The organism is Bradyrhizobium sp. SZCCHNR1051, from assembly GCF_032489615.1.
Classification (GTDB): domain Bacteria; phylum Pseudomonadota; class Alphaproteobacteria; order Rhizobiales; family Xanthobacteraceae; genus Bradyrhizobium.
The window spans coordinates 12618-36076 of the sequence record NZ_JAUEYJ010000002.1 but is presented as its reverse complement, the minus strand read 5'-3'; the positions used below and the strand labels follow the sequence as shown (position 1 = coordinate 36076).

The window sequence follows — 23459 nt, the reverse complement described above, 5'->3', positions numbered from 1 at the left end:
CGCCGGGTTTTGTTCGCCGGGGCACGCGAAACATCCATCAGCCGAGCGTCACCTTGCGGCGCTCCAACAGGCCCGGAAAATGCTCGCCGGCAAGATAGGCGTGCTCATGCTCGCGCTGCACCGTCAGCGGATCGAGCTCGATGAGGACGTCATCGACGAAACCGGGGTGGCACATCACCAGCCCATGCTCGGGCAACTCGTCGAGGAAGCCATCCATCAAAGCTCCGAAGTCGGAGGCCTTGGTGAAGTCGTAGGCGCCCGCGAAGCCGGGATTGAAGGCGATCTCGGCCCGCCTGGCCTGACGGCGGAATTGCGCGCTGAGCACGTCCAGCAGCAGCGCTTTCGGTGCCGCCAGCCGCTGCATCAGGGGCAGATTGCGGCCGCCCTGGCGCACCCAGGCCGTGGGCGCAGTTTCCTTGACGGCGGCGAGAAAGCCCTCGCGCACCTGCGGATAGAGCTGGGCATGCTGGTGGCCGTCGACGAAATCGGGGGCGCGACCGAACAAATCGCCGAACGCCGCAAGCTGAACCAGGACCTCGGCACGGATCATCTCGGGATCGAGCCGACGGGTCAGTCCGGCGCGCAGCAGCTTCGGGAAGGGCAGGAACATGCCGCCTTCCGAGGGACGGAAATGCATCGTCAGGGGCCGAAACGGCGCGGTCAGCGTGACGTGCAGGCCGATGGCGCAACGCGGGCTGTCGGACGCGACCTTGGTCAGCTCCGTCACCTCGTCGCGCCCGATCGCGGCGCCCACGGTCATCACCGAGGTTGCGTTCAGCCGACCGCGCGCGATCAGGTCTCGGATGGCGCTGTTAACCCCGGGGCTGATGCCATAGTCATCGGCGCACAGCCAGATGCGCCGGTGCGGCGTCGCGCTCATTCGGCGGCGTTCCTCTCGGCGCCGTCGCTGCGCGCATCGAGCGCTGCACGCTTCTCGCTGTGCTCGGCGACGAAGTAGATCGGACGCGCTTTCAGCTCGGACAGGATCTTGCCGATATACTCGCCCATGATGCCGATCATGATCAGTTGCACGCCGCCGATCGTCATCAGGCCGACCATCAGCGAGGGATAGCCGGGCACCGACTTGCCGGTGGCTAAAGTCTCCCACAGGATCGAGAGGCCGAACAGAAAGGCCGCCGAGGCGAGCAGGATTCCGAGCAGGCTGGCGAACCGCAGCGGGGCGACCGAGAACGAGGTCAGGCCTTCGATCGACAGGCCAAGCAGGCTGGTCAGGTTGAAGGCCGTCACGCCATGGGCACGCGCGGCAGGCTCGTAGTCGACGCGGATCTGGCGGAAGCCGATCCAGCTCGCGAGTCCCTTGAAGAAGCGGTTGCGCTCGGGCAATTGCCGCAGCGCCGCCACCGCGCGCGGCGACAGCAGCCGGAAGTCGCCGGCATCCTCCGGGATCTTCTGCCGCGCGCCCCAGTTGATGAGCGCGTAGAAGCCGTGCACGGCGACGCGGCGCAGGAACGGCTCGTTGTCGCGATGCGCCTTGGCGGTATAGACGACGTCATAGCCGTCCTTGATCCAGTGCGTGACGAGCTGCTCGACCAGGGCCGGCGGATGCTGGCCATCGCCGTCCATGAACAGCACGGCGCCGCGCCGGGCATGATCGAGGCCGGCCATCAGCGCGGCCTCCTTGCCGAAATTGCGCGACAGCGAGACGACCTGGATGTCGAGCGCATCGGCCTGCAAGGTGCGCGCAATCGCGAGCGTATTGTCGCGGCTGCCATCGTCGACATAGACGAGCTCGCAGGCGAGACCGAAGCGCTGGCGCAGCGTACGGGCGAGATTATTCAGCCGCTCGTGCAGCGCCGTCAGTCCCGCGCCCTCGTTGTAGACGGGGATAACGATCGACAATCCCTGCGACGCGGCGTCGGCCGCAGTCGTGGTCAGATCCGACACGTCAGTTCCCAGCATTGCTCAGCGTCCTCGTTCTGCTACCAACATATGGTAGCTGCGCTCGCCTGTCGCTACGATGAACGGCGATTTATGATCGCAGGAAGGCCTCGAGGCGAGCAAACAGCGGATTTTCGCGGTCGAGCACATAGTCGAGCGAGGCGACCGAGACGGTCTCGGCGCCATGCGCGCGCAGAAAGCTGCCGAGCGCGTAGATCTGCGCCGGCGGGCAGTGCAGGGTGAGCATGCCGGACGAGGTCGGGCCGCCGAACGGCGCCACGACGCCGAAGCGGTTGTGCGCCTCGGTCAGCATTGCTGCGTCGCACCCTTTGAAGCGGGTGCGGACCTCGCGGTATTTGCTGGCGCGGGCGCGGGCATGGATGTGGTCGAGAATGATCCGGGCGCTCTCGCGCGGCCCCTCCGACCAGTCGGCGTCGCGGGAGGCGACCAGATTGGCCTGGCTGCGCAGGATCACGCCGTCGTCCAGCACCTTCAGCCCGTTGGCGGCGAGCGTCGAGCCGGTGCTGGTGATGTCGACGATGAGCTCGGCGGTGCCGACCGCCGGCGCGCCCTCGGTGGCGCCGGCGCTCTCGACGATGCGGTAATCGACGATGCCATGGGCGGCGAAGAAGCTGCGCGTCAGGTTGATGTACTTGGTGGCGACGCGCATGCGGCGATTGTGCTGGGCGCGAAAGCCGGTGGTGACGTCATCGAGATCGGCCATGGTGCGGACGTCGATCCAGGCCTGCGGCACGGCGACGACGACGTTGGCGCCGCCGAAGCCGAGCGTATCGATCAGCAGCACGCGCTTGTCGGCATCGGTGATGCTCTCGCGCACAAGATCCTCGCCGGTGACGCCGAGATGCACGGTGCCGCGCGCCAGTTGCGAGGCGATTTCACTCGCAGAGAGATAGGCGATCTCGACATTGTCGAGACCTGCGATGGTGCCGCGATAGTCGCGCGCGCCGCCGGGCTTGGACAGGTTCAGCCCGGCGCGGCCGAAGAAGGCCTCGGCATTCTCCTGCAGACGTCCCTTGGAGGGAACGGCGAGGACGAGGGGGCCGCTCATGATGCTCTCCCGCGCGGGGACTTGCCGACGGCGCTGCTCTGGGCCAGGCGCTCGATCCAGATCGAGAAGCCGACGGCCGGAATCGACTCGGCGGCGCCAAGCTGGCTCAGCAGGCCGTCATAACGGCCGCCGGCGACCAGTGGCTCGTCGCCATTGCCCGGATGATGCAGTTCGAACTCGAAACCGGTGTAGTAGTCGAGGCCGCGGCCGAACGACGTGGCGAAGCGCACCTTGGTGATGTCGATGCCGCGCTGGGCCATGAAGCCGGCGCGAGCCTCGAACGTGTCGATCGCCGCTGAAATGTCGAGCTTGGCGTCAGCGGCGAGCGCGCGAAGCTGCTGGACAGCCTCGGTCGGGCTCCCGCTGATTGCGAGGAAGCGCTTGATACGGTCCAGCGCGTCACGCGGCAGCGCGCCGCTCTTGAGGGTGGACTGCTCGAGGAAACGGTCGGCGATCTCCGCCACCGTGCGGCCGCCGACCGCGGTTGCGCCGGCAATCGACATCAGGTCGGTGACCAGGGCGTGCGCCGCCTTGCGGTCGGAGCCGGCCAAGGCGGCGAGCACCCCCTCATACTCGTTGCGCGGGGCCACCGAGGCGATCGCCAGCCGCTCGAGGTCCTGCGCCAGGGTGCGCTTGCGGTTGAAGTCCTTGATCAGCCGCCGTCGCCATACCGGATAGAGATCGAGGGCGTCGATCAAGGCCGTGAAAAGCGCGACGTCGCCGGTGCGGATATCCACCGCGGCAAGGCCGGCGGTGGCGGTCGCCTCGATCGCCAGCGCCAGCATCTCGGCATCCGCGGCGGGCCGATCCTGACGGCCGAACGATTCGATGCCGGCCTGTAGGAACTCGCTCGGGCGGCCCTCGCGGTAACGAAATACTGGACCGAGATAGCTGAAGCCAGCCGGATGCCCGGCGCGGGCCGAGGCGAGGTAGTCACGGGCGACGGGAATGGTCAGGTCGGGGCGCAGGCAGAGCTCTTCGCCGGCGGCGTCGCCGGTCAGATAGAGGCTCTTGCGGATGTCCTCCCCGGAGAGATCGAGAAATGGCTCGGCCGGCTGCAGGATCGCCGGTTCGGCCCGCTCATAGCCGGCCTGGGCGAAGGATTGCAGCAGCATGTCCGCCCACGCGGCGGGTCCGGTTGGAGCGGGTCCGGTCATGTCGATCGAGTTCCAAAGTGGAGTGAGCGCCTCTGGAGGCCGCGGCTGCCCCTTAGCATGGCCGTTTGACGGTTTCGACTGCGAATGGCCGCGGTAAGCCACAATTGGCCGGATGCCTTAACCGCGGGGGCCGGTCCAGTCCCCGAGCGTAGCCTGGATCACGGCGAGGGCGGCAACGCCGGCCGTATCCGCGCGCAGGATGCGCGGGCCCAGCGCTAGCCTGATCACGTGCGGCTGGCGGAGCAGCAGCGCCCGCTCGTCGTCGGCAAAACCGCCCTCCGGTCCGATCAGCAGGTCGATGCCGGCCGGGTCCTTGCCGCCGCGCAGCGCCTGCAGCGGATCGGCCAGTTCGGCGGCCTCGTCGCAGAACACCAGCAGCCGCTCAGGTTGCCGCTGCGCGAGGAAGCGCTCCAACGGCACCGGGTCCTTCACCTCGGCGAGACTGAGGATGCCGCATTGTTCGGTGGCCTCGACCACGTTGGCGCGCATGCGCTCGCCATTCACGCGCGACACCTGGGTGTGACGGGTGATGACCGGCTGCAGGCACGAGGCGCCCATCTCGACCGCCTTCTGCACCATGTAGTCCAGCCTCGCGTGCTTGAGCGGTGCGAAGACGTAGGCGATGTCCGGCAGGTGATCCTGGGGCCGGCTCTGCTGCTGGATCGTCAGGCCATCTGGCCGCTTGCGGCCCTCGATCACGGCCCGCCATTCGCCGTCGCGGCCGTTGAAGACCAAGACGTGATCGCCGGTGCCGAGACGCAGGACGTTGCCGAGATAGTTGCTCTGATTGCGGTCGAGCGCGACCGTGCCTCCCTCCTGCAAGGGTGCGTCGACGAACAGGCGCGGGGCGGTGAAGTCGTATGCGGGCATGGAGCGAAGCGGTGCCGATGATGGATGTTGCTTAACCAGACCACGCGCCGGCCGCAAAGCCGGCGGAGCCGTCACGGGGTGTTGTATCGGGTATTGGCGATGGCGCCTTTCGGCCGTGCTGTCGACAGATTTTACCGGTTCGATCCCGCCGGTCGTCCCTTGGGGACGGACATCCGACGATTCCGTGAGCCTTGAAGCGGAGAACGGCCTTGATCTTGAGACATTCGACTTGGGCGCTTGCCGCGGTCATCGTGGTGACGGTCGCCGGGCCGTCCCGGGCCGACGACAAGGCGATCGCTGCTCCGCCCCAGCAAGCGGCTCCCGCGGTGCCGGGTGGTGCCGCAGCGGCCGGCTTTCGCCCGCCCGAAACCTGCCTGAAGGAATTCACCCCGCTGCGGGACGAGACCGCCCGCCGGGCCAAGCTGCTCAAGGCGGCGACCGAGCGGCGTTTCGCGCCCGGCGAGGCTTGCCAGCTGGTGCATGACTACGAGCTCGCCCAGACCAAGATGATCGACTACGCGGTCGCCCATGCTTCACTCTGCGGCATCCCGCCCAAGATCACCGATCAGCTGAAGGCGAATCACGAAAATACCCTGGCCGTCATGCGCAAGGTCTGCACGGCGACGTGAACCGTCCCGCCGGCCGCCGAACTGGCGACTCCGGCCTGACCAGGTGGGCGAGGGCGCGGAGTGAACGGATTTTGGGCCCCGATGTTCGGGAAGGGCCTCGTTTTGGGCCTCCGCGCCGGTTGGAACCCGGCTGCGTCCCTCCGCCGCGGCTGTGATCAACTCCGCGGTTGTGCTGGACGGGCGAGAATCGTAAAAGCCCCGGATCGGATCGTGCTTTCATCCGGAAGTGTTGAGGATTCTTGGTCTTACCGGAGAACCAGCCTTGATCGTCCGCCAGTCTTTCATGCCGCTCGCCATTGCCGCCCTGGTGCTCTCCACAGGGCAGCTCTTCGCGCAGAGCTCCTTTCCCGCGCCGATGCCTGGTCAGGCCCAGACCAGCAACTCGCCGTTTCCGCCCATCAACGGCGCGGCGCCGACCCGGGCCGCAGCTCCGGCAAGTCCGTTCCCCAGTCCAGGCGCCTCGGCGTTCGGCGGCGGTGGTGGCTTCCAGCCGGCCCCGATGGGAGCCGCGCCGCAGGGGGGCCCGCCGGAGAGCTGCATGAAGGAGTTCATTCCGCTGCGCGAGGAAGCCGAGCGTCGCGGCAAGCTGATCAAGGCCGCGAGCGACCGCAAGGCCTCGCCTGACGAGGCCTGCAAGCTGATCGCAAATTTCGGCAAGGCCGAAGTGAAGATGATCAAATATGTCGAGGCGCATTCGGCGAGCTGCGGCATTCCTCAGCAGATCGCCGATCAGCTGAAGGCCGGTCACAAGAACACCGACGCGCTGGAAAAGAAGGTCTGTGCCGTGGCGGCGCAGATGCAGTCGGGGGCCGGAAGGCCCTCCGCTCCGAGCCTGAGCGACGTCCTGGGCTCGTCGGCCGCGTTGCCTGAGGCCAACACAACGAAGAAGGGCGGATCCGCCTTCGACACCATGACCGGCAACGTTCTCACCCGATGAGCGACACGGCCGTCCGCGTTGCTGACGCGACCGGCAATTGGGTCGATACGCTGGCGCCGGTCTGGAGCCGGCCCTACCTGCGTCTCGCCCGCTTCGATCGCCCGATCGGATCCTGGCTGCTGCTGATGCCGTGCTGGTGGTCGGCCGCTCTGGCCGCTGGGATCGCCGGGAACCTATCCATGTTGCCGGCGTGGATCGGGCTCTATTTCGTCGGCGCGTTCGTCATGCGTGGCGCCGGCTGCACCTGGAACGACATCACCGACCGCGATCTCGACGCCAAGGTGGAGCGCACACGTTCGCGACCGATTCCCGCCGGTCAGGTCGGCGTCAAGCAGGCGCTCGCCTTCCTGGTGGCGCAGGCCCTGATCGGCTTGGTGGTGCTGCTGCAGTTCAACCGGTTCGCGATCGCCACCGGCATCGCCTCGCTGCTGATCGTCGCGATCTATCCGTTCATGAAGCGTGTCACCTGGTGGCCGCAGGTCGTGCTGGGTCTCGCCTTCTCGTGGGGCGCGCTGATGGGATTTGCGGTCGCGTTCGGCCGCATCGATGCCACCGCGCTGCTGCTCTACGCCGGGTCGATCTCGTGGGTGATCGCCTACGACACGATCTACGCGCATCAGGACGCCGAGGATGACGCGCTGATCGGCATCAAGTCGACCGCGCGCCTGTTTGCCGACCGCACGCATCTGGCGCTGGTCATCTTCTACAGTCTGGCCGTCATCCTGATTGGGGCCGCGTTCGCGACCGCCCACGTGCATGTCGCGGCGTGGCTCGGGCTGGCGTGTTTCGCCGCCCATCTCGGCTGGCAGATCCGGCGTCTGGATATCGCCGATCCGGCGCTTTGCCTGCGGGTGTTCAAGTCGAACCGCGATGCCGGACTGCTGCTGTTCGCAGGGCTGTTGGTCGATGCCGTGCTGCGCGCAACCTGATCAGCTGCGCGCGATGATCTCGCGCTCGCCGCGATGGACCGAGGCTGGATTGAGCTGGTAGCCGACACGGCGTCGCATCAGGAAGCGCGGGCGGCGCGAGCGGATCGCGTTGCGGCGGCGGCGGCGCGGCGTGGCCTCCCGGCGCGTGTCCTGCAACTGGGGCAGCGCGAAGGTCTCGCTCCACATCGCCCACGCAGCAACGATCTCGTTCTGGTCGTCGCTGACGCAGAGCGGGATGGTCAGGGAAGGGTCGCGGTGGACGAGCACCAGCATCACCTGTGTGTCGTCGATCTCGCGCACGCCGATGCCGAGGAAATCGCTGACGCGGAGGTTCAGGGCCATGCGCATGCCGCTGACGGCACGACGCAGGACCACGCGCTCCCGGTGCAATTCGATCTGCCGGATTCCGCCATCGGCACGGGTATCGTGCGCGCTGTACGAGACGGGCAGGGAAAGAGGGTCGAGCCGCAGGGCGCGGCCCGACCCAGCGGAATGGCTTCCGCCTGTTGCTGTTTGACGCCTCACGGCTTGGTCTCCCCGCCGGGATTATGCTCCCGGTCGATGCGTGTGACCTTGCCACGCGGATCGCCCGTATCGGCTTAACAAGCCTGGTTAATCAGATCTCACGCGTGATCCTCCTACCGTCATGATTGACAAGCGCTTGCCCCGCATGATTGACGAGACCTTGCCGATTTGCCGACAATCCGATGTGCCGTCTGCCGTCCTGCTTGAAGTCGGCGTGAACAGGCCACATTTCCTTTGGATTGAGCCGTCTTCGCCGCCCACCTGACATCGATCGGATCGTGTTCGTGACCTCTTCCCCAGCCTCATCGTCGACCTCAGCCCAATCAGATCTGCTTGACCAGTCCGCCCTGCGAACGCTCGCCGAGCGGCTGGTGGAAGCCGCGAGGAAGGCCGGCGCCGATGCCGCCGACGCCATCGCGGTGCGCGGCATCTCGCAAGGCGTCGAGGTCCGTGACGGGCGCGTCGAGGAATCCGAGCGCTCGGAAGGCGACGATGTCGGCCTGCGCGTTCTCGTCGGCAAGCGCCAGGCCGTGGTGTCGACCAACGACGTCAGCGGGGACGGCGTGGCGCGGCTGGCCGAGCGGGCCGTGGCGATGGCGCGGGTGGCGCCTGACGACCAATATGTCGGCCTCGCCGATCCGGCGCTGCTGGCGCGCGACATTCCCGAACTCGACCTGCTCGATCCGCAGATTCCCTCGACCGCAGAGCTGGAGCGCCGTGCCCAGGAGGCGGAGGCTGCCGCGCTCGGCGTGAAGGGCGTGACGAAGTCCGGTGGTGCGTCGGCCTCGACCGGCATCGGCGGCATGGTGCTGGTGACGAGCGACGGTTTTCACGGCGCCTATCTGCGCTCGAGCCAAAGCATCTCGACGACCGCCATTTCCGGCGAAGGCACCGGGATGGAGCGCGACTACGACTACACGGCGGCTCCGCACGGCGCCGACCTGCTGGCGCCCGCGGCCGTCGGGCGCAGCGCTGGCGAACGCGCGGTGGCGCGCGCCAATCCGCGCAAGGTTGCCACGTGCCAGGTGCCGGTCGTGTTCGATCCCCGCGTGTCCGGCTCGCTGGTCGGACATCTGGTCGGCGCCATCAATGGCGCCTCGATCGCGCGCAAGACCAGCTTCCTCAAGGACAAGCTCGGCGCGCAACTGTTCGCCAAGGGTATCCGCATCATCGATGATCCGCTGCGCAAGCGTGGGCTGCGGTCGCAGCCGTTCGACGCCGAGGGCGTGAAGGTGAAGCAGACCGCGCTGGTCGACGATGGCGTGCTGACGACGTGGCTGCTGGATTCGGGCACCGCGCGCGAGCTCGGCATGGTGACGACCGGCCACGCCCATCGCGGCGTGTCGTCGTCGCCTTCGCCCGGTCCGTTCAATCTGCATCTCGAAGCCGGCGTCGTGACAGCTAAGGAGCTGATCTCGGACATCAAGCAGGGCTTCTACGTCACCGACCTGATCGGCTCGGGCGTCAACGGCGTCACCGGGGACTACAGCCGTGGCGCGTCCGGCTTCTGGATCGAGAATGGCGAGATCGGCTATGCCGTGAGCGAGGTGACGATCGCCGGGCATCTGTTCGAGATCTTCAAGTCGATGACGCCTGCCAGCGATCTGGAATTCCGCTATGGCGTCAATGCGCCGACGGTGCGCATCGAAGGATTGACGCTTGGCGGACGGTGAGATCGAGAAACCGGACGAGACCAGCCTCGCGGCAGACGCCAGGCTCCTGAAGGAGGCGGTGCGCGAAGCCGGCGAGCTCGCACGTTCGATGTTCGGAACGGAGTTGCGCAAATGGACCAAGGGTGCGTCGTCGCCCGTCTCCGAAGCCGACATGGCGGTCAATGCGCTGCTTGAGCTCAGGCTGCGATCGGCAACGCCGGATTACGGCTGGCTGTCCGAAGAGAGCGCGGATGATCGGGCGAGACTCGGTCGGTCGAGGGTCTGGATCGTCGATCCGATCGATGGCACGCGGTCCTATCTCGGCGGCCGCAACGACTGGTGCGTGAGCGTCGCGCTGGTCGAGCACGGCGCGCCGATACTCGCCGCGGTGCATGTCCCGGTCAGCGAGGAGTTCTTCTTTGCCGCCCGCGGCAGCGGCACCACGTTGAACGACGAGCCGGTTCAGGCCTCGACCGGACGCGTGCTCGACTTCGCGCGGGTGGCCGGTCCAAAACCGTTGGTTGAGCGGTTGGCTCCGAGTTCTGCGCGGATTGAACTCCATCCGCGAATCGGATCATTGGCGCTGCGTCTGTGCCGTGTCGCGCATGGCGGGCTCGATGCCGCTTTTGCAGGCGGGCAAAGCCGCGATTGGGATCTTGCGGCGGCTCATTTGATCGTGCAGGAAGCGGGGGGTAAAATGACCGCGTTGTCCGGCGAGGCGATCCTCTATAATCGTCCGGAGGTGGTGCACGGGATGCTGGTGGCAGCGGGCCGCGACCGACATGCCGACATCGTCGCGCAGTATCGCAGGTTACCGCCGGACTGAACGCCCCTGGATCGCACCCTCCACGTCGCCTGCAAGGCGTTGACTAGGAAACAATACCGATGACAGATAGCGCCTCGCAGCAGCTCCTTCACCTCGTGATCGGCGGCGAGCTCATCAATCTCGACAAGAACGAATTCAAGGATCTCGACAAGGTCGATATCGTTGGCGTCTATCCGAACTACGCGGCGGCCCACGCCGCCTGGCGCGCCAAGGCGCAGATGACGGTCGACAACGCCCACATGCGCTATTTCATCGTTCACCTGCACCGGCTGCTCGATCCCGGTCAGGATGCGAAGTAAGACGCAAAGCTCGCGACTTGAAACACCTGATCCGCAATACGCTGCGTAGCGGCTGGTTCCAGCGCGCCGTCGGGTTCCTCGCGGCCGAGTACCTGCGCCTTGTGTGGCTGACCAATCGCTTCACCTATGAGCCGCCCGAGGTCTACGACATCGTCGAGCCGCAGATGCCGGCGATCTTCGCGTTCTGGCACGGCCAGCATCTGCTGACACCCTTCATCAAGAACAAGCCGAGCTATCGCGCCAAGGTGCTGATCTCCCGCCATCGCGACGGCGAGTTCAACGCGATCGCCGCCGAGCGGCTCGGCATCGGAACCATCCGCGGCTCCGGCGATCATGGCTCCTCCTTCCACCGGAAAGGCGGGGTGGGGGCGTTCAAGGAGATGGTGCGGGCGCTCGAAGACAACTATAATGTGGCATCGACCGCCGATGTGCCGAAGCGTGCGCGGATTGCGGGGCTGGGCATCATCATGCTCGCGCGCGAATCAGGACGTCCGATCATGCCGTTCGCAATGGTCACGAGCCGCTTCATCCGCCTGAAGAACTGGGACAGCACCACCATCAATTTGCCATTCGGCCGCGGCGCATTGGTGGGAATCAAGGAAATCAACGTGCCGCGCGATGCCGACGCCGCGATGATGGAAGAGGCGCGTCTCGACCTCGAGGCGACGCTGAACGAGTGCATGCGCCGCGCCTATGAGATCGTCGGTCGTCCCGAGGCCTGTCCTCCGCCGGTCGCGTCGGGAGCATCAAGTGCCTAGGCCGCTGCCGATGGCCCTGCGTGTCTACCGCGGGTTGTCCTCGGCGGCGGTGCCGCTTGCGCCGGCACTGATCAGACAGCGGCTCAAGCATGGCAAGGAGGATCCCGAGCGGACCGACGAGCGGCGCGGCCTGAGCCACGACACGCGCCCGCTGGGTCCGCTGGTCTGGATTCACGGTGCCAGCGTCGGCGAGGTGCTGGCGGCGGCGGCGCTGATCGAGCGGCTGCGTGAGCTCAACATCCGCATCCTCATCACGTCCGGCACCGTGACGTCGGCCGCCATCGTGGCCAAGCGCTTCCCGCCCGACGTGATCCACCAATACGTGCCCTATGACACGCCGCGCTTCGTGGAGCGCTTTCTCGATCATTGGCGTCCCTCGCTCGGGCTGTTCATCGAGTCGGACCTCTGGCCGAATCTCATCCTCGCTGGCGCCTCGCGGCGGGTGCCGATGGTGGTGATCAACGGCCGCATGTCGCCGCGCTCGTTCCCGCGCTGGCGCCGCATGTCCGGCACCATCTCCGCCCTGCTGGGACGCTTTGATCTCTTCCTGACGCAGTCGCAGGCGGACGCCGACCGGTTCTCCGCGCTCGGCGCGCGCACCGTCATCACCACCGGCAATCTCAAGCTCGACGTGCCGGCGCCGCCCGCCGATCCGGCGAAGCTCGATCGGCTCACGGCGATGACGCGCGGCCGTCCGGTCGTCGTCGCCGCCTCCACGCATCCCGGCGAGGACGAGATCCTGATCGCGGCCCACAAGGCCTTGTCGGCTACCTATCCGTCGCTGCTCACCGTGATCGTGCCGCGCCATCCGCATCGTGGCCCGGCCGTCGCCGAACTCGTCGCAAGCGCCGGCCTGCAGGGCGCCTTGCGTTCGCGCGAGGAACAGCCGCTCGCAGGCACCGACATCTACGTCGCCGACACGATGGGTGAGCTCGGCCTGTTCTACCGGCTGGCGCCGGTCGTGTTCATGGGCGGGTCGCTGGTCGAGCATGGCGGCCAGAATCCGATCGAGGCTGTCAAGCTCGGCGCGGCCATCGTGCACGGACCCCACGTGTTCAACTTCACCGACGTCTATGAGTCGCTGGACAGAGCCGGGGGAGCCAGGCTCGCCCCCGATCAGGAGGCGCTGATCCGCCAACTCCGGCAGCTGCTTGCTGATCCCGCAGCCGGCAACAGCCTGGTTGCGGCAGGAACGCGCGTGGTCGATCAGCTCGGTGGCGCGCTGGAGCGGACGCTGTCGGCGCTGGAGCCGTATCTATTGCAGGTCAGGCTCGAAATGGGGGCAGCCGGCGATGCGTGAGCCGGCCTTCTGGCATCGGCCGCCGTCCTGGCAATCGCGTCTGCTGTTCCCGCTCTCGAAACTCTACGGCGCCGTTGCCGCACGCCGCATGGCGCAAGCCGGCATCGATGCCGGCCTGCCGGTGATCTGCGTCGGCAATTTCCATGTCGGCGGGGCGGGCAAGACGCCGACCGTGCTGGCGCTGACCGATATGCTGCGTGACCTCGGCGAGCAGCCGGTGGTGCTGAGCCGTGGCTATGGCGGCCGGCTGCACGGGCCCGTCGTCGTCGATCCCGCTGTCCATGAGGCTGCCGATGTCGGTGACGAGCCGCTGATGATGGCGGCGCGAGTGCCGGTCGTCGTGGCGCGCAACCGCGCCGACGGCATCGGTCTCGTCAAGGCGCAGGGCGCCTCCGTCATCCTGATGGACGATGGCTTCCAGAACCCGTCGATCACCAAGGATCTCGCGTTGATCGTGATCGACGGCGCGCGCGGCCTCGGCAATTCCGAGGTGTTTCCCGCCGGCCCGTTGCGCGCGCCGCTGCCACCGCAGCTGGCGCGCACCGACGCGTTGGTCGTGATCGGTAGCGGCCGAGCCAGCGAGGCTGTCGCCTCACATGTGTTGGCGGCCGGCAAGCCGGTGTTTTCAGCCGCGTTGCAGCCCGATGCGCAGATCGTCGCGGCGCTGCAGGGCAGGCCGCTGCTGGCGTTCGCCGGGATCGGCGATCCCGCCCGATTCTTCCGCACCCTTCGCGGCGCCGGTCTCGACGTCAGGCGGGAGCGTGCCTTTCCGGATCACCACCCATTCACGACGGCCGACGTTGTAGCCCTTGCCAACGAAGCCAGGCGTGATGGATTTACCCTGGTGACCACGGAAAAAGATCTCGTGCGGTTCCGCGGCCACGAGGCCGCGCCCGATGTCATGGCATTCCCGGTGACACTGCAGTTCGGCGATCTCGCCGCGTTGCGCGCGCTGGTTGTGCAGCGGCTGTCAGCGAAGCGGAACGGTCAGCCGCTGGCCTTCAATGCGCCCGGATAGTGCCGCTGCAGCACGGCGCTCGGCAGGGCATAGGCTTCCTGCAGATCGACGCTCCAATACTTCAGCTCGTCCAGCGGGATCCGCACATCGGTGACCGCGCAGCGCACATAGCTTCCCGGCGAGATCACGCGGAAATCGCCATCCAGATACTGCACCTGCGCCTCGCCCTGGCCCGAGGGACCAAACTTGTTGAGCACGTCCGCGATCTCCAATTCCTTGACGTGAAGTCCCCCTACGCGGGCGCAGCGCGCACACGACAGGCCGAATTTCGATGATTTCCTAGCATAGATGGGGGGCCATGTCCCCCCGCGCAAACCCACTGATTTGTGATGCTTCTGCTCGAAACTCCGTGCTAGCTAGCTTTCAATATCCGCCGCTTGTCCCGCCCGGCTGGTTTGATGCGCTCCCTCGTCGCCATCGTCGTCTCAATGCTCTGCGCCACGGCGTTTTCAGCCTTGGCTGAGCCATTGCCGGCGCCCGTCGCGGTCGAGATCCCCTCGGGAAGCTATGTGCTGCGCGCCCAGCTCTACCGGCCGAAGGGGGCCGGCCCATTTCCGGTCGTCGTCGCGCTGCACGGCTGCGGCGGGCTTTCCGGCCGCTCCGAGCCGGTGCTGCCGCGCTATCGCGACTGGGCCGAGGAACTGGTCAAGGACGGCAAGGCCGTCCTGCTGCCGGACAGCTACGGCTCGCGCGGATTGGGGCCGCAATGCCGCGTCAAGGAGCGTCGTATCAGCGGCCGGCGCGAGCGTGTCGCTGACATCGTGATCGCGCAGAAATGGCTGGCCGAGCAAGCCTGGGCGATGCCCGACCGGGTCAGCCTCGTTGGCTGGGCCAGCGGCGCGAGCGCGCTGTTGTGGGCGGTGCGCCCGCAATTGCCCGAGCATGTCTCGCCGGATTTCCGCTCGGCGGTGGCGTTCTATCCGGATTGCCGCGCCTCGTCCGGCCTCGGCTGGAGCACGCGCGTCCCGACATTGGTGCTGATCGGCGGCCTGGACGACGTCTATTCGCCGCCGGCGTGCCGACAGATGATCGATGGCGCGCGCGGCCGCAGCGCGCTGACCCGCATCGTCATCTATCCCGGCGCCTATCACGATTTCGATCGTGTGAACCTGCCGCTGCATCAAGTCGCAGGGTCGGACGCCGGGGCGCCCGAGCGCGGCCATGTCGGCTCGGATCCCGAGGCGCGTGCCGATGCGCAGAAGCTCGTGGCCGATTGGCTCGCGCGCTGAGGACCACTCAGAACAGGCTGCCCTGATCGGCGGGATCGGGCGTGCGCTTCGGCGCCGAAGGCTTGCCCTCACGCGGGGCTTTTGGCGATGCTGGCGCCGCGGCTGGAAGCGGGCGGTCCGCGCCCGCCGTGGCCGTGACCTTGCCGTCCGCAAATTCGATCGAGAGTGCGGCGCCCGGACCGATGCTCGCGGCATGGTGCAACGGATGGCCGGCCTCGTCGCGCACCAGTGCAAATCCACGCGCCAGCACGCTGCGATAGGACAGCGCGGTGAGGAGCTTTTCGTTCTGTCCCACGCGGGCCGTCAGGCGCTGGAGCTGAGTCTGCAACGCGCGCCGGGCCCGCTCGGCAAGACGTTCGGTTCGGTCGCGCTCGCGACCGATGGCCTGGCGCTTGGCCTGCGCATAGGCCTGGCGCGAGGCCTTGAAGCGGGCGTCGAGCGCCTCGAATCGCTCGCGCCGCCGGTGCAGCTGGCCGCGCGACGACAGCGACAGCCGCTCGGACGAAGCGATGAGGCGATGGCGCGATTGCGCGATCTGCGCGTGCAGCACGCGCAGAGTGAGCTTGGCGCTCGCCGCTGCGAACTGGCGAAAGTGCACATGCGTGTTGGTCTTGAGCGCGCGCGGCAGGCTGGCGGCCGCCGAATCCAGCCGCTGCCGGGGAATGGCCAGCAGGTCGCCGGCGCCGGGCAGGGCGCGCGCGGCGGCGCGCAGCTCGTTGCGGCGGCTCTCCTGGCCGCGCTGCCAGCAGACGCTGACACGGCGCGCGAGGCTTGCGACCTCCTGCATCAGCTCGCTGCGCACCGGCACCGCCATTTCCGCGGCTGCTGTCGGCGTCGGCGCACGTTTGTCGGCGGCGAAATCGATCAAGGTCACGTCGGTCTCGTGGCCGACCGCCGAGATCAGCGGGATCATGCTCTCGGCCGCGGCGCGGACCACGATCTCCTCGTTGAACGACCACAGGTCCTCCAGCGAGCCGCCGCCGCGCGCGACGATCAGCACGTCGGGCCGCGGGATCGGGCCATCCTGCGGCAAATCGTTGAAGCCGCGGATCGCGGCGGCAACCTGCTCGGCCGAGCCTTCGCCCTGCACCTTCACGGGCCAGACCAGCACGCGGCGAGGAAAGCGGTCCTCGAGCCGGTGCAGGATGTCGCGGATGACGGCCCCGGTCGGCGAGGTGACGACGCCGATCACCTCGGGCAGCCACGGCAGCAGTTGCTTGCGTGCGGGATCGAACAGTCCTTCGGCGCCGAGCTTCCGCTTGCGCTCCTCCATCAGCGCCATCAGCGCGCCGATCCCGGCCGGCTCCAGCGCCTCGATGACGATCTGGTACTTCGACGAATTCGGGTAGGTGGTGAGCTTGCCGGTGGCGATCACCTCGAGCCCTTCCTGGGGCTTGAAGCGCATGCGGCCATGCACGCCCTTCCAGACCACCGCCTCGATCTTGGCGCTCTCGTCCTTGAGCGCGAAATAGCAATGCCCCGAGGAATGCGGCCCGCGAAAGCCGGTGATCTCGCCGCGCACCCGGACATGGCCGAACTGGTCCTCGACCGTGCGCTTCAGCGCCGAGGACAGCTCGGTGACGGTGAATTCGGGCGCGTTGGGCAAGGCTTCCGCAGGCGGCATCGCTGTTTGATTCGGTTCGGGGAGCAGTTGCCAAGGTAGGGGCTTTCCGCGTCCGCCGCCAATCAAGCCGTTGCCTTTTCGATAACTCTGTAATACAGAGTACTCTATAGGAAATGGAGAGGGGTATGCGGGCAAGCATCAAGATCGTGCGTCGGCTCATCGGTTGGGGCTTCGGCCTCGCCGGGGCCCTTGCCCTTCTTCTGGGCGGGATGATCGCGACGCCGTTGGTGCGCCCGCCCGAGCTGAAATCGATCTCGGAGACCGTCGGGCGTGTCGATCGGAGCACGATGCCGGCCCTACAGCGCTTCAGCGCCCGGGACGGCACGGAGCTCGCCTACCGCCACTATCCGGCGCGGGCGACGCCGATCGGCAAGGTTGCCATCCTCGTGCACGGCTCCTCCGGCTCGAGCGTCGCCGTACATGCGCTGGCGGATGGGCTCGCCGCCCGGGGCATCGACACGTTCGCGCCCGACATCCGCGGCCATGGCGGCTCGGGCACCCGCGGCGACATCGGCTATCTCGGCCAGCTCGAGGACGATTTGACCGATCTCGTCGCAGAGGTCAGGAGGACCGCGCCGTCCCAGCCGATCGTGCTGCTCGGCCATTCGGCCGGCGGCGGCTTCGCGCTGCGCGCGGCCAGCGCGCCGACCCAGGACCTGTTCGCGCGCTCCGTGCTGCTGTCGCCCTATCTCGGCTATGACGCGCCCACCAACCGGGAGAACTCGGGCGGTTGGGCCAGTCCCGACACTCCGCGCATCCTCGCGCTCGGCGTGCTCGATCGCGTCGGCCTGAGATGCTGCGAGGCGCTGCCCGCGCTGGCCTTTGCTGTCAGGCCGAACTCGGAGAAATTCGTGGCCTCGACCTACAGCTACCGGCTGTTCCGCAATTTCGCGACCCGTGACTACAAGGCCGATCTCGCTGCGGCGAAGCATCCGGTGACCGTCATCGCCGGCGCCGATGACGAGCTGATGCTCGCCGACAAATATGCCGGCGCGGTGCAGGCCGTCGCGCCCGGTGTTGACGTGAAGCTGATCGCGGGCGTCAATCACATGGAGATCGTGTCGGCGCCGCAGGCGGTGAGCGCGATCGCCGAGGACGTGGCGACGCGCTAGGGGTTCAAGCCGCATGATCGACAGCCTGGAAGCCGCGCGGGCGCTCAGCGACATCGAGGATGTCACGAAGCGCGTGCGGCAGTCGCAGATCTATCGGCTGTCGAGCCTGATGATGATCCTCTGGGGCGTCCTCGTCTTTGCCGGCAATCTCGTGACCTATCTGGCGCCTTACTACGCCGACAAGGCCTGGCTGTCGGTCTATGTCCTCGGTCTGGCCGGATCGGTGGTGTTGGGCGCGACGGAGAAGGCGCGTTCCGGCGTCCGCAGCTTCGATCTCCGGGCCCTGCTCGCCTTCGTCATGTTCTTTGCGTTCGGCTTCTTCGTCGAAGCGATCGGCCATTTCGGACCGCGTGAAATGGGCGCGTTCTGGCCGGTCTATTTCATGCTGTTCTACGGTCTTGCCGGATTATGGTTCGGCGCGGCCTTCACGGTGTTCGGCCTGTGCGTCACCGCGTTGACCCTGGTCGGCTACCTCTTCATCGGCGCGGCTTTCCCGTTGTGGATGGCGTTCGTCAATGGCGGCGGCCTGGTTCTCGGCGGCTTGTGGATGCGGCGGGGCTGACGGTTTGGCGGAGCTCGACGAGATCATCCACCAACCGCTGCGGCTGAAGATCATGGCGGCGCTGAATGCCCTGCCTGCCGGGGCCGGGCTGGAATTCGTCCGGCTGAAGAAGCTGACCGGCGCCACCGACGGTAATCTCGGCGCCCATATCGACACGCTGGCGCGCGCCGGCTACGCCGCCGTGGACAAGGCCTTCGTCGGCAAGAAGCCGCAGACCACGGTGACGGCGACCGCGGCCGGCCGGGCGGCGTTCGCCCGCCACGTCGCCAGCCTGCAGGAGATCATCGCCGGCGCCGCCGTCAAGCCGTCCGAGCCATGATTTGACTCTGTAGCGATGGCCGGGCAATTGGGGCGTCCAAATTGGCCCACCCCTGCGACGGCATCGACGATGAACATTCTGCTCCTTGGTTCCGGCGGCCGCGAGCACGCGCTCGCCTGGAAGATTGCCGGCTCGCCGCTGCTCACCAAGCTGTGGTGCGCGCCCGGCAATGCCGGGATCGCCAAGGAGGCCGAATGTGTCGCGCTCGACGTCGCCGATCATGTGGCGGTAATCGCCTTCTGCCGGGCGAACAAGGTGGATCTGGTGGTGGTCGGCCCCGAGACGCCGCTCGCCGCCGGCATCGTCGACGATCTCGAGGCTGTCGGCATCAAGGCGTTCGGCCCGTCCAGGCTCGCCGCCAAGCTCGAGGGCTCCAAGGGCTACACCAAGGATCTCTGCGCCGAATACGACATCCCGACCGGCGCCTACTGCCGCTTCGACAATGCCCCCGAGGCGCTCGCTTATGTCCGCGAGCACGGCGCGCCGATCGTCGTCAAGGCAGACGGGCTCGCGGCCGGCAAGGGGGTCGTCGTGGCCAAGACGGTTGCCGAGGCCGAGGACGCCATCAAGATGATGTTCGAGGGCGGCTTCGGCGTCGCTGGCGCCGAGGTCGTCATCGAGGAGTTTCTCGAAGGTCGGGAGGTGTCGTTCTTCGCGCTGTGCGACGGTGAGACCGCGATTCCGCTGGCCTCCGCCCAGGATCACAAGCGGGTGTTCGATCACGACCAGGGACCGAACACCGGCGGCATGGGGGCGTATTCGCCGACGCCGTTCGTCACGCAGGAGATTCATGACAGGATCATGAATCAGATCATTCAGCCGACCATCGCCGGAATGAATGCGCGTGGCACTCCGTTCAAGGGCATTCTCTATGCCGGCCTGATGCTGACCGCCCAGGGGCCGAAGCTGTTCGAATACAACGTGCGCTTCGGCGATCCGGAATGTCAGGTGCTGATGCTGCGGATGATGTCGGATCTCGTGCCCGCCATGCTGGCCGCCTGCGACGGGCAGTTGAAGAATTTCGACCTGCGCTGGTTTCCCGACGCCGCCGTCACCGTGGTCATGGCCGCGAGTGGCTATCCCGGCGACTACGCGAAAGGCGGTGTCATCGAGGGACTCGACGATGCCGCGCGGATCGAGGGCGTGGAGATCTTCCACGCCGGCACGGTGGCGAGGGACGGCGCCATTCTCGCCAATGGCGGACGCGTCCTCAACGTCTGCGCGTCGGGAAAGAGCGTCACCGAGGCTCAGGCGCGGGCCTATCAGGCCGTCGACCGCATCAAATGGACCGACGGCTTCTGCCGGCGCGACATTGCCTGGCAGGCGGTGGCGCAGGAAAGCGCTCAGGGCTGAGCATCGTGATCGCCGCCTTCGGCCCCACAAGGCTATTTTTCCCGCGAGAATTGTGGCAGTTCCATAGACTCATGCCGTGATGGGATGAATCAGTTCCGCCGTGGAACGGAGGGGCCATGGAATGCGCGCGGTGCGGCAGGCAGAATCAGCCAGGGAGAGCCTCGTGCGACCGGTGCGGCGAGCCGCTCGGCCTCAGATGTGAGGCTTGCAACCAGACCAACAGCCCGTCGAATCGCTTCTGCGGCCAATGCGGTGCGCCGTTGCCCGGCCGGCCGGCTCCGCCCGACCAGGCGGCGCAGCGCGTCCTGAGGACGCTGAGCAGCAAGGGCGGAGAACGCAAGCGTCTCACCATCCTGTTCGCCGACATCCGCGATTCCACTCAGCTGATCGATAGCCTCGGCGATCCCGAGCTCGCGATGCAGCGGCTCGACCCGGTGCTCAACCTCATGAAGGAGGCGGTTCACCGCTATGATGGCGTCGTCAACAAGACGCAGGGCGACGGCGTCATGGCCCTGTTCGGAGCGCCGGTGCCGCATGAGGATCATGCGGTTCGCGGCTGCCTCGGCGCGCTGGCGATGCAGGACTCCATCGCGCGCCTCGCCGACCCGCATTTGCAGGTCCGGGTCGGACTGCACACCGGCGAGGTGATCGTCCAGGTCGTCGAGAACAGCATGTACCAGACCTACGACGCGGCCGGCGCCAACGTCCATCTGGCCAATCGTCTGGAGCACATGGCCGAGCCCGGGACCATCCTGATCAGCAAGGAGACCTACACCGGCGCCAGGCAGTTCGTCGAAGCCGAGCCCCTCGGCACCCACACGCTGCGCGGCATTGCCTCGCCGGTGTCGATCTACAAGCTGATCGGCCGCCTCAGTGCGCCGGCGAGCGACGTCTTTCGTAGCGGCCAGCGCCTGTTGCCGCTGATCGGGCGCAACGCTCAGCTCGCCGTGCTCGAACGCGAGCTCGACGACGTCCTGGCGGCGCGCGGCGCTGTCGTCGGCATTGTGGGTGAGGCCGGCATCGGCAAGAGCCGGCTGTGCTTCGAGTTCGCCGAGCACTGTCGCCGCCAGGGCATTCGCGTCTACGAGGCGCGCGTGCTGGCACATGGCCGCGCCACCCCGTTCCAGCCGGTGCTCGAATTGCTGCGCGACTTCTTCGGCATCCGGCCGAAGGAGCCGGTGGAGGTGTCGCGCCAGCGCGTGGTCGACCGGCTCGAAGCCATTGCCATGCCCGACACGGCGCTGGTCCTGCTCTTGGACTTCATGAACCTCGCCGATCCGTCACGTCCGGCGCTCCGGCTCGATCCCGGCGTGTTCAAGACCCGTCTCCTGAACGTGTTCAAGACGCTGTTCCGCGCCGCGCCGGCTGATGGCGCCATGGTGATCATGATCGAGGATCTGCATTGGATCGACGAGGCCAGCGAGGAGTTCGTCGAGGCGCTCGCGGAGGCCACGATCGGCACCAAGACGCTGCTGGTCGTGAACTACAGGCCGGGTTTCGCCGCCTCCTTCATGCAGCAGGTCCCATTTCACGAACTGCACATCGTTCCGCTGGCCTCCGAGGAGGCAAGCGAGCTGCTACGCGGGGTGTTTGGTGACGATCCTTCGCTGGAGGTGCTGGCGCGCGACATCGTCGAGCGCGCTCAGGGCAATCCGTTCTTCCTCGAGGAATTGGCGAGCGCGGTCTCCGAGAGCGGCGGGTTCGAGGGTGAGCGCGGCGCCTATCGGCTGAAGGGCGGGATCGGCCCGATTCCGCTGCCGCCGACGGTGCATGCCGTGGTAGCGGCCCGCATCGACCGTCTGAGCGAGACCGCCAAGAGCGTCCTGGAAACAGCGGCTGTGATCGGCCGCTCGGTCGCGCTCGCCGTGCTCAAGCCGGTCGTCGGGCTCAGCGAGGCGGACCTGTTCGACGCGCTCGCACAACTGAGACATGCCGATCTTCTCTATGATCTGCCGCCGTTCGACATGGGCGTGCTCGCCTTCCGCCATCCGCTGATCCAGGAGGTGGCCTATGCCATGCAGCTGCGCTCGCGTCTGAGCGGCGTGCACGCGGCCGTGGCCAAGGCGATCGAGGCGCTGGATTGGGGCACGCAGGACGAGTTCGCCGCCCTGATCGCCTCGCATTACGAATTCGCCGGCCAGACCATGCAGGCCGTCGAGCATCTGCAGCGCGCGGCGCGCTGGATCGGCCGCACCAACACGGCGGAGGCGCTGCGGCTTTGGAAAAAGATCCGCTCCATGCTGCAGACGGTGCCGCCATCCGAGCACGTCGATCGCCTGCGCGCCCTGGCCAGCGGCCAGATCCTCAACTGCGGATGGCGCGAGGGCATCTCGGCCGAGGAGGTGAGGCCTTTCGCTGAGGAGGCGCTGCGCTATGCCCGCTCCTCCGACAAGATGCATGAGCCGATCCTGCTCGGCGCTTACGGCCGCGTCCTCGCATCGACGGGCGCGGCCGACGACTACGTTAACCTCGTGCAGAACGCGGTCAAGCTGACCTCGGAGGAGGGGGATGTCGGCCGCTACGCGACTGTCAACGCCATGCTGGCGCAGGCACTTCTTATGTCAGGCAGGGCACGAGAAGCGCTGGCGGCGGCCGACACGGCCCAAGAGGCGATCGCCAGCCAAGGTGGTTTTGACAGTAATGTGACCCTGGGTCTGACGCCAAATCAGATCCTGGGGTTCGATGTCGAATACTGGATCAAATGCCTCAAGACGCGAATCCTGGTGCAGCTCGGCCGTTTCGCCGAACTTGAAATCCAGCTTTTCGAACTGTTGAACACCCCTCCCGAACAGTTGGCTCCCGTCATACGCTTTATCCCGCACTTCGCTGCAATCGAGTTTGCGCGATGCCAAGATCGTGCTGAGGCCGCAGCCCTGCACTCGGCCGAACTGTTTCAGATCTCTGAAGCGTCGGGGATGCCGTATATTCGTGTGCAGGCGTTGGCGGGGGCTGGTCTTGCCCGGGCGGCCGCAGGCGATTTCACTCACGCTGCGTATGATCTCCGGGAGGCGATCGAGTACTCGAGGCGCGCCAGAGCAGGCCTCGAGTTCGAGGCGCGCATGATGAGTGATCTGGCTGACGTCCTGTATCGCGCAGGAGACCTGCGTGGCGCGTTCGATGTTGCTGAGGAAGCCAGCGTCATCGCCCGGCGCAGGACTGATCGGATCGGCGAACTCCATGCCGTGCTGCTGCAATGTTTGGTCAGCGCGACCGATTCCGACTTGCGCAACGACGCAGCAGCTTTCGTCTCGCTGCTCGACGCCGAGCGCCTGCTGGACGTCTCCGGTGCCGAGATCTACAGACCCATGTTGATAGCGTGCCGATCGTCCCTTGAAGGTACTAGATGACCCGTGCAGTATGCCCGCTTTCCATGAAGCGTTATTAGGAGGGCT

General features: G+C 66.9%; 23 protein-coding genes. 15 read left to right on the top strand and 8 right to left on the bottom strand.

Annotation, left to right across the window (positions count from 1 at the left end; translation table 11 throughout):
- Positions 1 to 37: 37 nt before the first annotated feature.
- The 5 genes from QW868_RS02150 to QW868_RS02130 form a co-directional block, all read right to left on the bottom strand.
- Positions 38 to 880: a ChbG/HpnK family deacetylase gene (locus tag QW868_RS02150; protein ID WP_315736559.1), complete on the bottom strand. Its 843-nt coding sequence runs from the start codon at positions 878 to 880 to the stop codon at positions 38 to 40.
- On the bottom strand, positions 877 to 1920 hold the full coding sequence (locus QW868_RS02145; protein WP_315736560.1) for a glycosyltransferase family 2 protein: 1044 nt from the start codon (positions 1918 to 1920) through the stop codon (positions 877 to 879). Before QW868_RS02145 ends, QW868_RS02150 begins: the two co-directional genes overlap by 4 nt.
- 70 nt (positions 1921 to 1990) lie before the next feature.
- Complete coding sequence (gene hisG / locus QW868_RS02140; RefSeq protein WP_315777956.1) at positions 1991 to 2968, bottom strand: ATP phosphoribosyltransferase; 978 nt, start codon at positions 2966 to 2968, stop codon at positions 1991 to 1993.
- The gene (locus QW868_RS02135) at positions 2965 to 4125 is read right to left on the bottom strand and encodes an ATP phosphoribosyltransferase regulatory subunit (RefSeq protein WP_316229817.1); all 1161 of its coding nucleotides are present in this window, start codon (positions 4123 to 4125) and stop codon (positions 2965 to 2967) included. The genes hisG and QW868_RS02135 overlap by 4 nt, the downstream gene beginning before the upstream one ends.
- 117 nt (positions 4126 to 4242) lie before the next feature.
- Entirely contained in the window at positions 4243 to 4995 is a 753-nt protein-coding gene (locus QW868_RS02130) for a 16S rRNA (uracil(1498)-N(3))-methyltransferase (RefSeq protein ID WP_316181790.1), read from the bottom strand.
- Between the two features lie 209 nt (positions 4996 to 5204).
- Between QW868_RS02130 and QW868_RS02125 the strand changes: the two genes are divergently transcribed.
- From QW868_RS02125 to ubiA, 3 genes are all read left to right on the top strand, one after another.
- A complete protein-coding gene (locus QW868_RS02125) occupies positions 5205 to 5624 on the top strand; it encodes a hypothetical protein (RefSeq protein WP_315736564.1) in 420 nt (139 codons plus the stop codon).
- A gap of 283 nt (positions 5625 to 5907) precedes the next feature.
- Complete coding sequence (locus QW868_RS02120) at positions 5908 to 6561, top strand: hypothetical protein (protein WP_315778006.1); 654 nt, start codon at positions 5908 to 5910, stop codon at positions 6559 to 6561.
- On the top strand, positions 6558 to 7490 hold the full coding sequence (gene ubiA / locus QW868_RS02115) for a 4-hydroxybenzoate octaprenyltransferase (protein WP_315736565.1): 933 nt from the start codon (positions 6558 to 6560) through the stop codon (positions 7488 to 7490). Before QW868_RS02120 ends, ubiA begins: the two co-directional genes overlap by 4 nt.
- Here the strand turns inward: ubiA and QW868_RS02110 are convergent, their stop codons facing one another.
- Positions 7491 to 8015 carry a DUF6101 family protein gene (locus tag QW868_RS02110; protein WP_315811153.1) on the bottom strand — a complete coding sequence of 175 codons (525 nt, stop codon included), beginning with the start codon at positions 8013 to 8015 and terminating at the stop codon, positions 7491 to 7493.
- 284 nt (positions 8016 to 8299) lie between these two features.
- On the opposite strand from QW868_RS02110, the gene QW868_RS02105 reads away from it, so the two are divergent.
- Genes QW868_RS02105 through lpxK form a run of 6 tightly spaced genes read left to right on the top strand, consistent with a single transcriptional unit; the run spans position 8300 to position 13868 of the window.
- Positions 8300 to 9688 (top strand): TldD/PmbA family protein, encoded by a 1389-nt coding sequence (locus tag QW868_RS02105; RefSeq protein ID WP_409998678.1) that lies wholly within the window; start codon positions 8300 to 8302, stop codon positions 9686 to 9688.
- A 58-nt stretch (positions 9689 to 9746) separates the two neighbouring features.
- Positions 9747 to 10493, top strand: a complete 747-nt coding sequence (locus tag QW868_RS02100) for a 3'(2'),5'-bisphosphate nucleotidase CysQ (protein ID WP_315777962.1) — start codon at positions 9747 to 9749, stop codon at positions 10491 to 10493.
- A gap of 59 nt (positions 10494 to 10552) precedes the next feature.
- Positions 10553 to 10792 carry a DUF4170 domain-containing protein gene (locus QW868_RS02095; protein WP_009031572.1) on the top strand — a complete coding sequence of 80 codons (240 nt, stop codon included), beginning with the start codon at positions 10553 to 10555 and terminating at the stop codon, positions 10790 to 10792.
- 17 nt (positions 10793 to 10809) lie between these two features.
- On the top strand, positions 10810 to 11550 hold the full coding sequence (locus QW868_RS02090; RefSeq protein WP_315716682.1) for a lysophospholipid acyltransferase family protein: 741 nt from the start codon (positions 10810 to 10812) through the stop codon (positions 11548 to 11550).
- A complete protein-coding gene (locus QW868_RS02085) occupies positions 11543 to 12850 on the top strand; it encodes a 3-deoxy-D-manno-octulosonic acid transferase (protein ID WP_316229816.1) in 1308 nt (435 codons plus the stop codon). The genes QW868_RS02090 and QW868_RS02085 overlap by 8 nt, the downstream gene beginning before the upstream one ends.
- Complete coding sequence (gene lpxK, locus QW868_RS02080; protein WP_316229815.1) at positions 12843 to 13868, top strand: tetraacyldisaccharide 4'-kinase; 1026 nt, start codon at positions 12843 to 12845, stop codon at positions 13866 to 13868. The genes QW868_RS02085 and lpxK overlap by 8 nt, the downstream gene beginning before the upstream one ends.
- Here lpxK and QW868_RS02075 read toward each other — a convergent pair.
- Positions 13838 to 14065: a DUF2093 domain-containing protein gene (locus tag QW868_RS02075; protein ID WP_315736570.1), complete on the bottom strand. Its 228-nt coding sequence runs from the start codon at positions 14063 to 14065 to the stop codon at positions 13838 to 13840. The genes lpxK and QW868_RS02075 overlap by 31 nt on opposite strands.
- 201 nt (positions 14066 to 14266) lie before the next feature.
- Between QW868_RS02075 and QW868_RS02070 the strand changes: the two genes are divergently transcribed.
- Positions 14267 to 15097 (top strand): dienelactone hydrolase family protein, encoded by an 831-nt coding sequence (locus QW868_RS02070; RefSeq protein WP_315736571.1) that lies wholly within the window; start codon positions 14267 to 14269, stop codon positions 15095 to 15097.
- Between the two features lie 7 nt (positions 15098 to 15104).
- On the opposite strand, the gene xseA is transcribed toward QW868_RS02070, so the two are convergent.
- Entirely contained in the window at positions 15105 to 16721 is a 1617-nt protein-coding gene (xseA, locus tag QW868_RS02065; RefSeq protein ID WP_316229814.1) for an exodeoxyribonuclease VII large subunit, read from the bottom strand.
- Between the two features lie 125 nt (positions 16722 to 16846).
- Between xseA and QW868_RS02060 the strand changes: the two genes are divergently transcribed.
- The 5 genes from QW868_RS02060 to QW868_RS02040 all read left to right on the top strand — a co-directional run bounded on the left by QW868_RS02060 (position 16847) and on the right by QW868_RS02040 (position 23414).
- The gene (locus QW868_RS02060; protein ID WP_316229813.1) at positions 16847 to 17833 is read left to right on the top strand and encodes an alpha/beta hydrolase; all 987 of its coding nucleotides are present in this window, start codon (positions 16847 to 16849) and stop codon (positions 17831 to 17833) included.
- Positions 17834 to 17846: 13 nt separating this feature from the next.
- A complete protein-coding gene (locus QW868_RS02055; RefSeq protein ID WP_315777968.1) occupies positions 17847 to 18395 on the top strand; it encodes a hypothetical protein in 549 nt (182 codons plus the stop codon).
- Positions 18396 to 18399: 4 nt separating this feature from the next.
- A complete protein-coding gene (locus tag QW868_RS02050) occupies positions 18400 to 18714 on the top strand; it encodes a transcriptional regulator (RefSeq protein WP_315771257.1) in 315 nt (104 codons plus the stop codon).
- A 69-nt stretch (positions 18715 to 18783) separates the two neighbouring features.
- Positions 18784 to 20067 (top strand): phosphoribosylamine--glycine ligase, encoded by a 1284-nt coding sequence (gene purD / locus QW868_RS02045; protein WP_316229812.1) that lies wholly within the window; start codon positions 18784 to 18786, stop codon positions 20065 to 20067.
- 116 nt (positions 20068 to 20183) lie between these two features.
- Positions 20184 to 23414 carry an AAA family ATPase gene (locus QW868_RS02040; RefSeq protein ID WP_316229811.1) on the top strand — a complete coding sequence of 1077 codons (3231 nt, stop codon included), beginning with the start codon at positions 20184 to 20186 and terminating at the stop codon, positions 23412 to 23414.
- Positions 23415 to 23459: the final 45 nt, after the last annotated feature.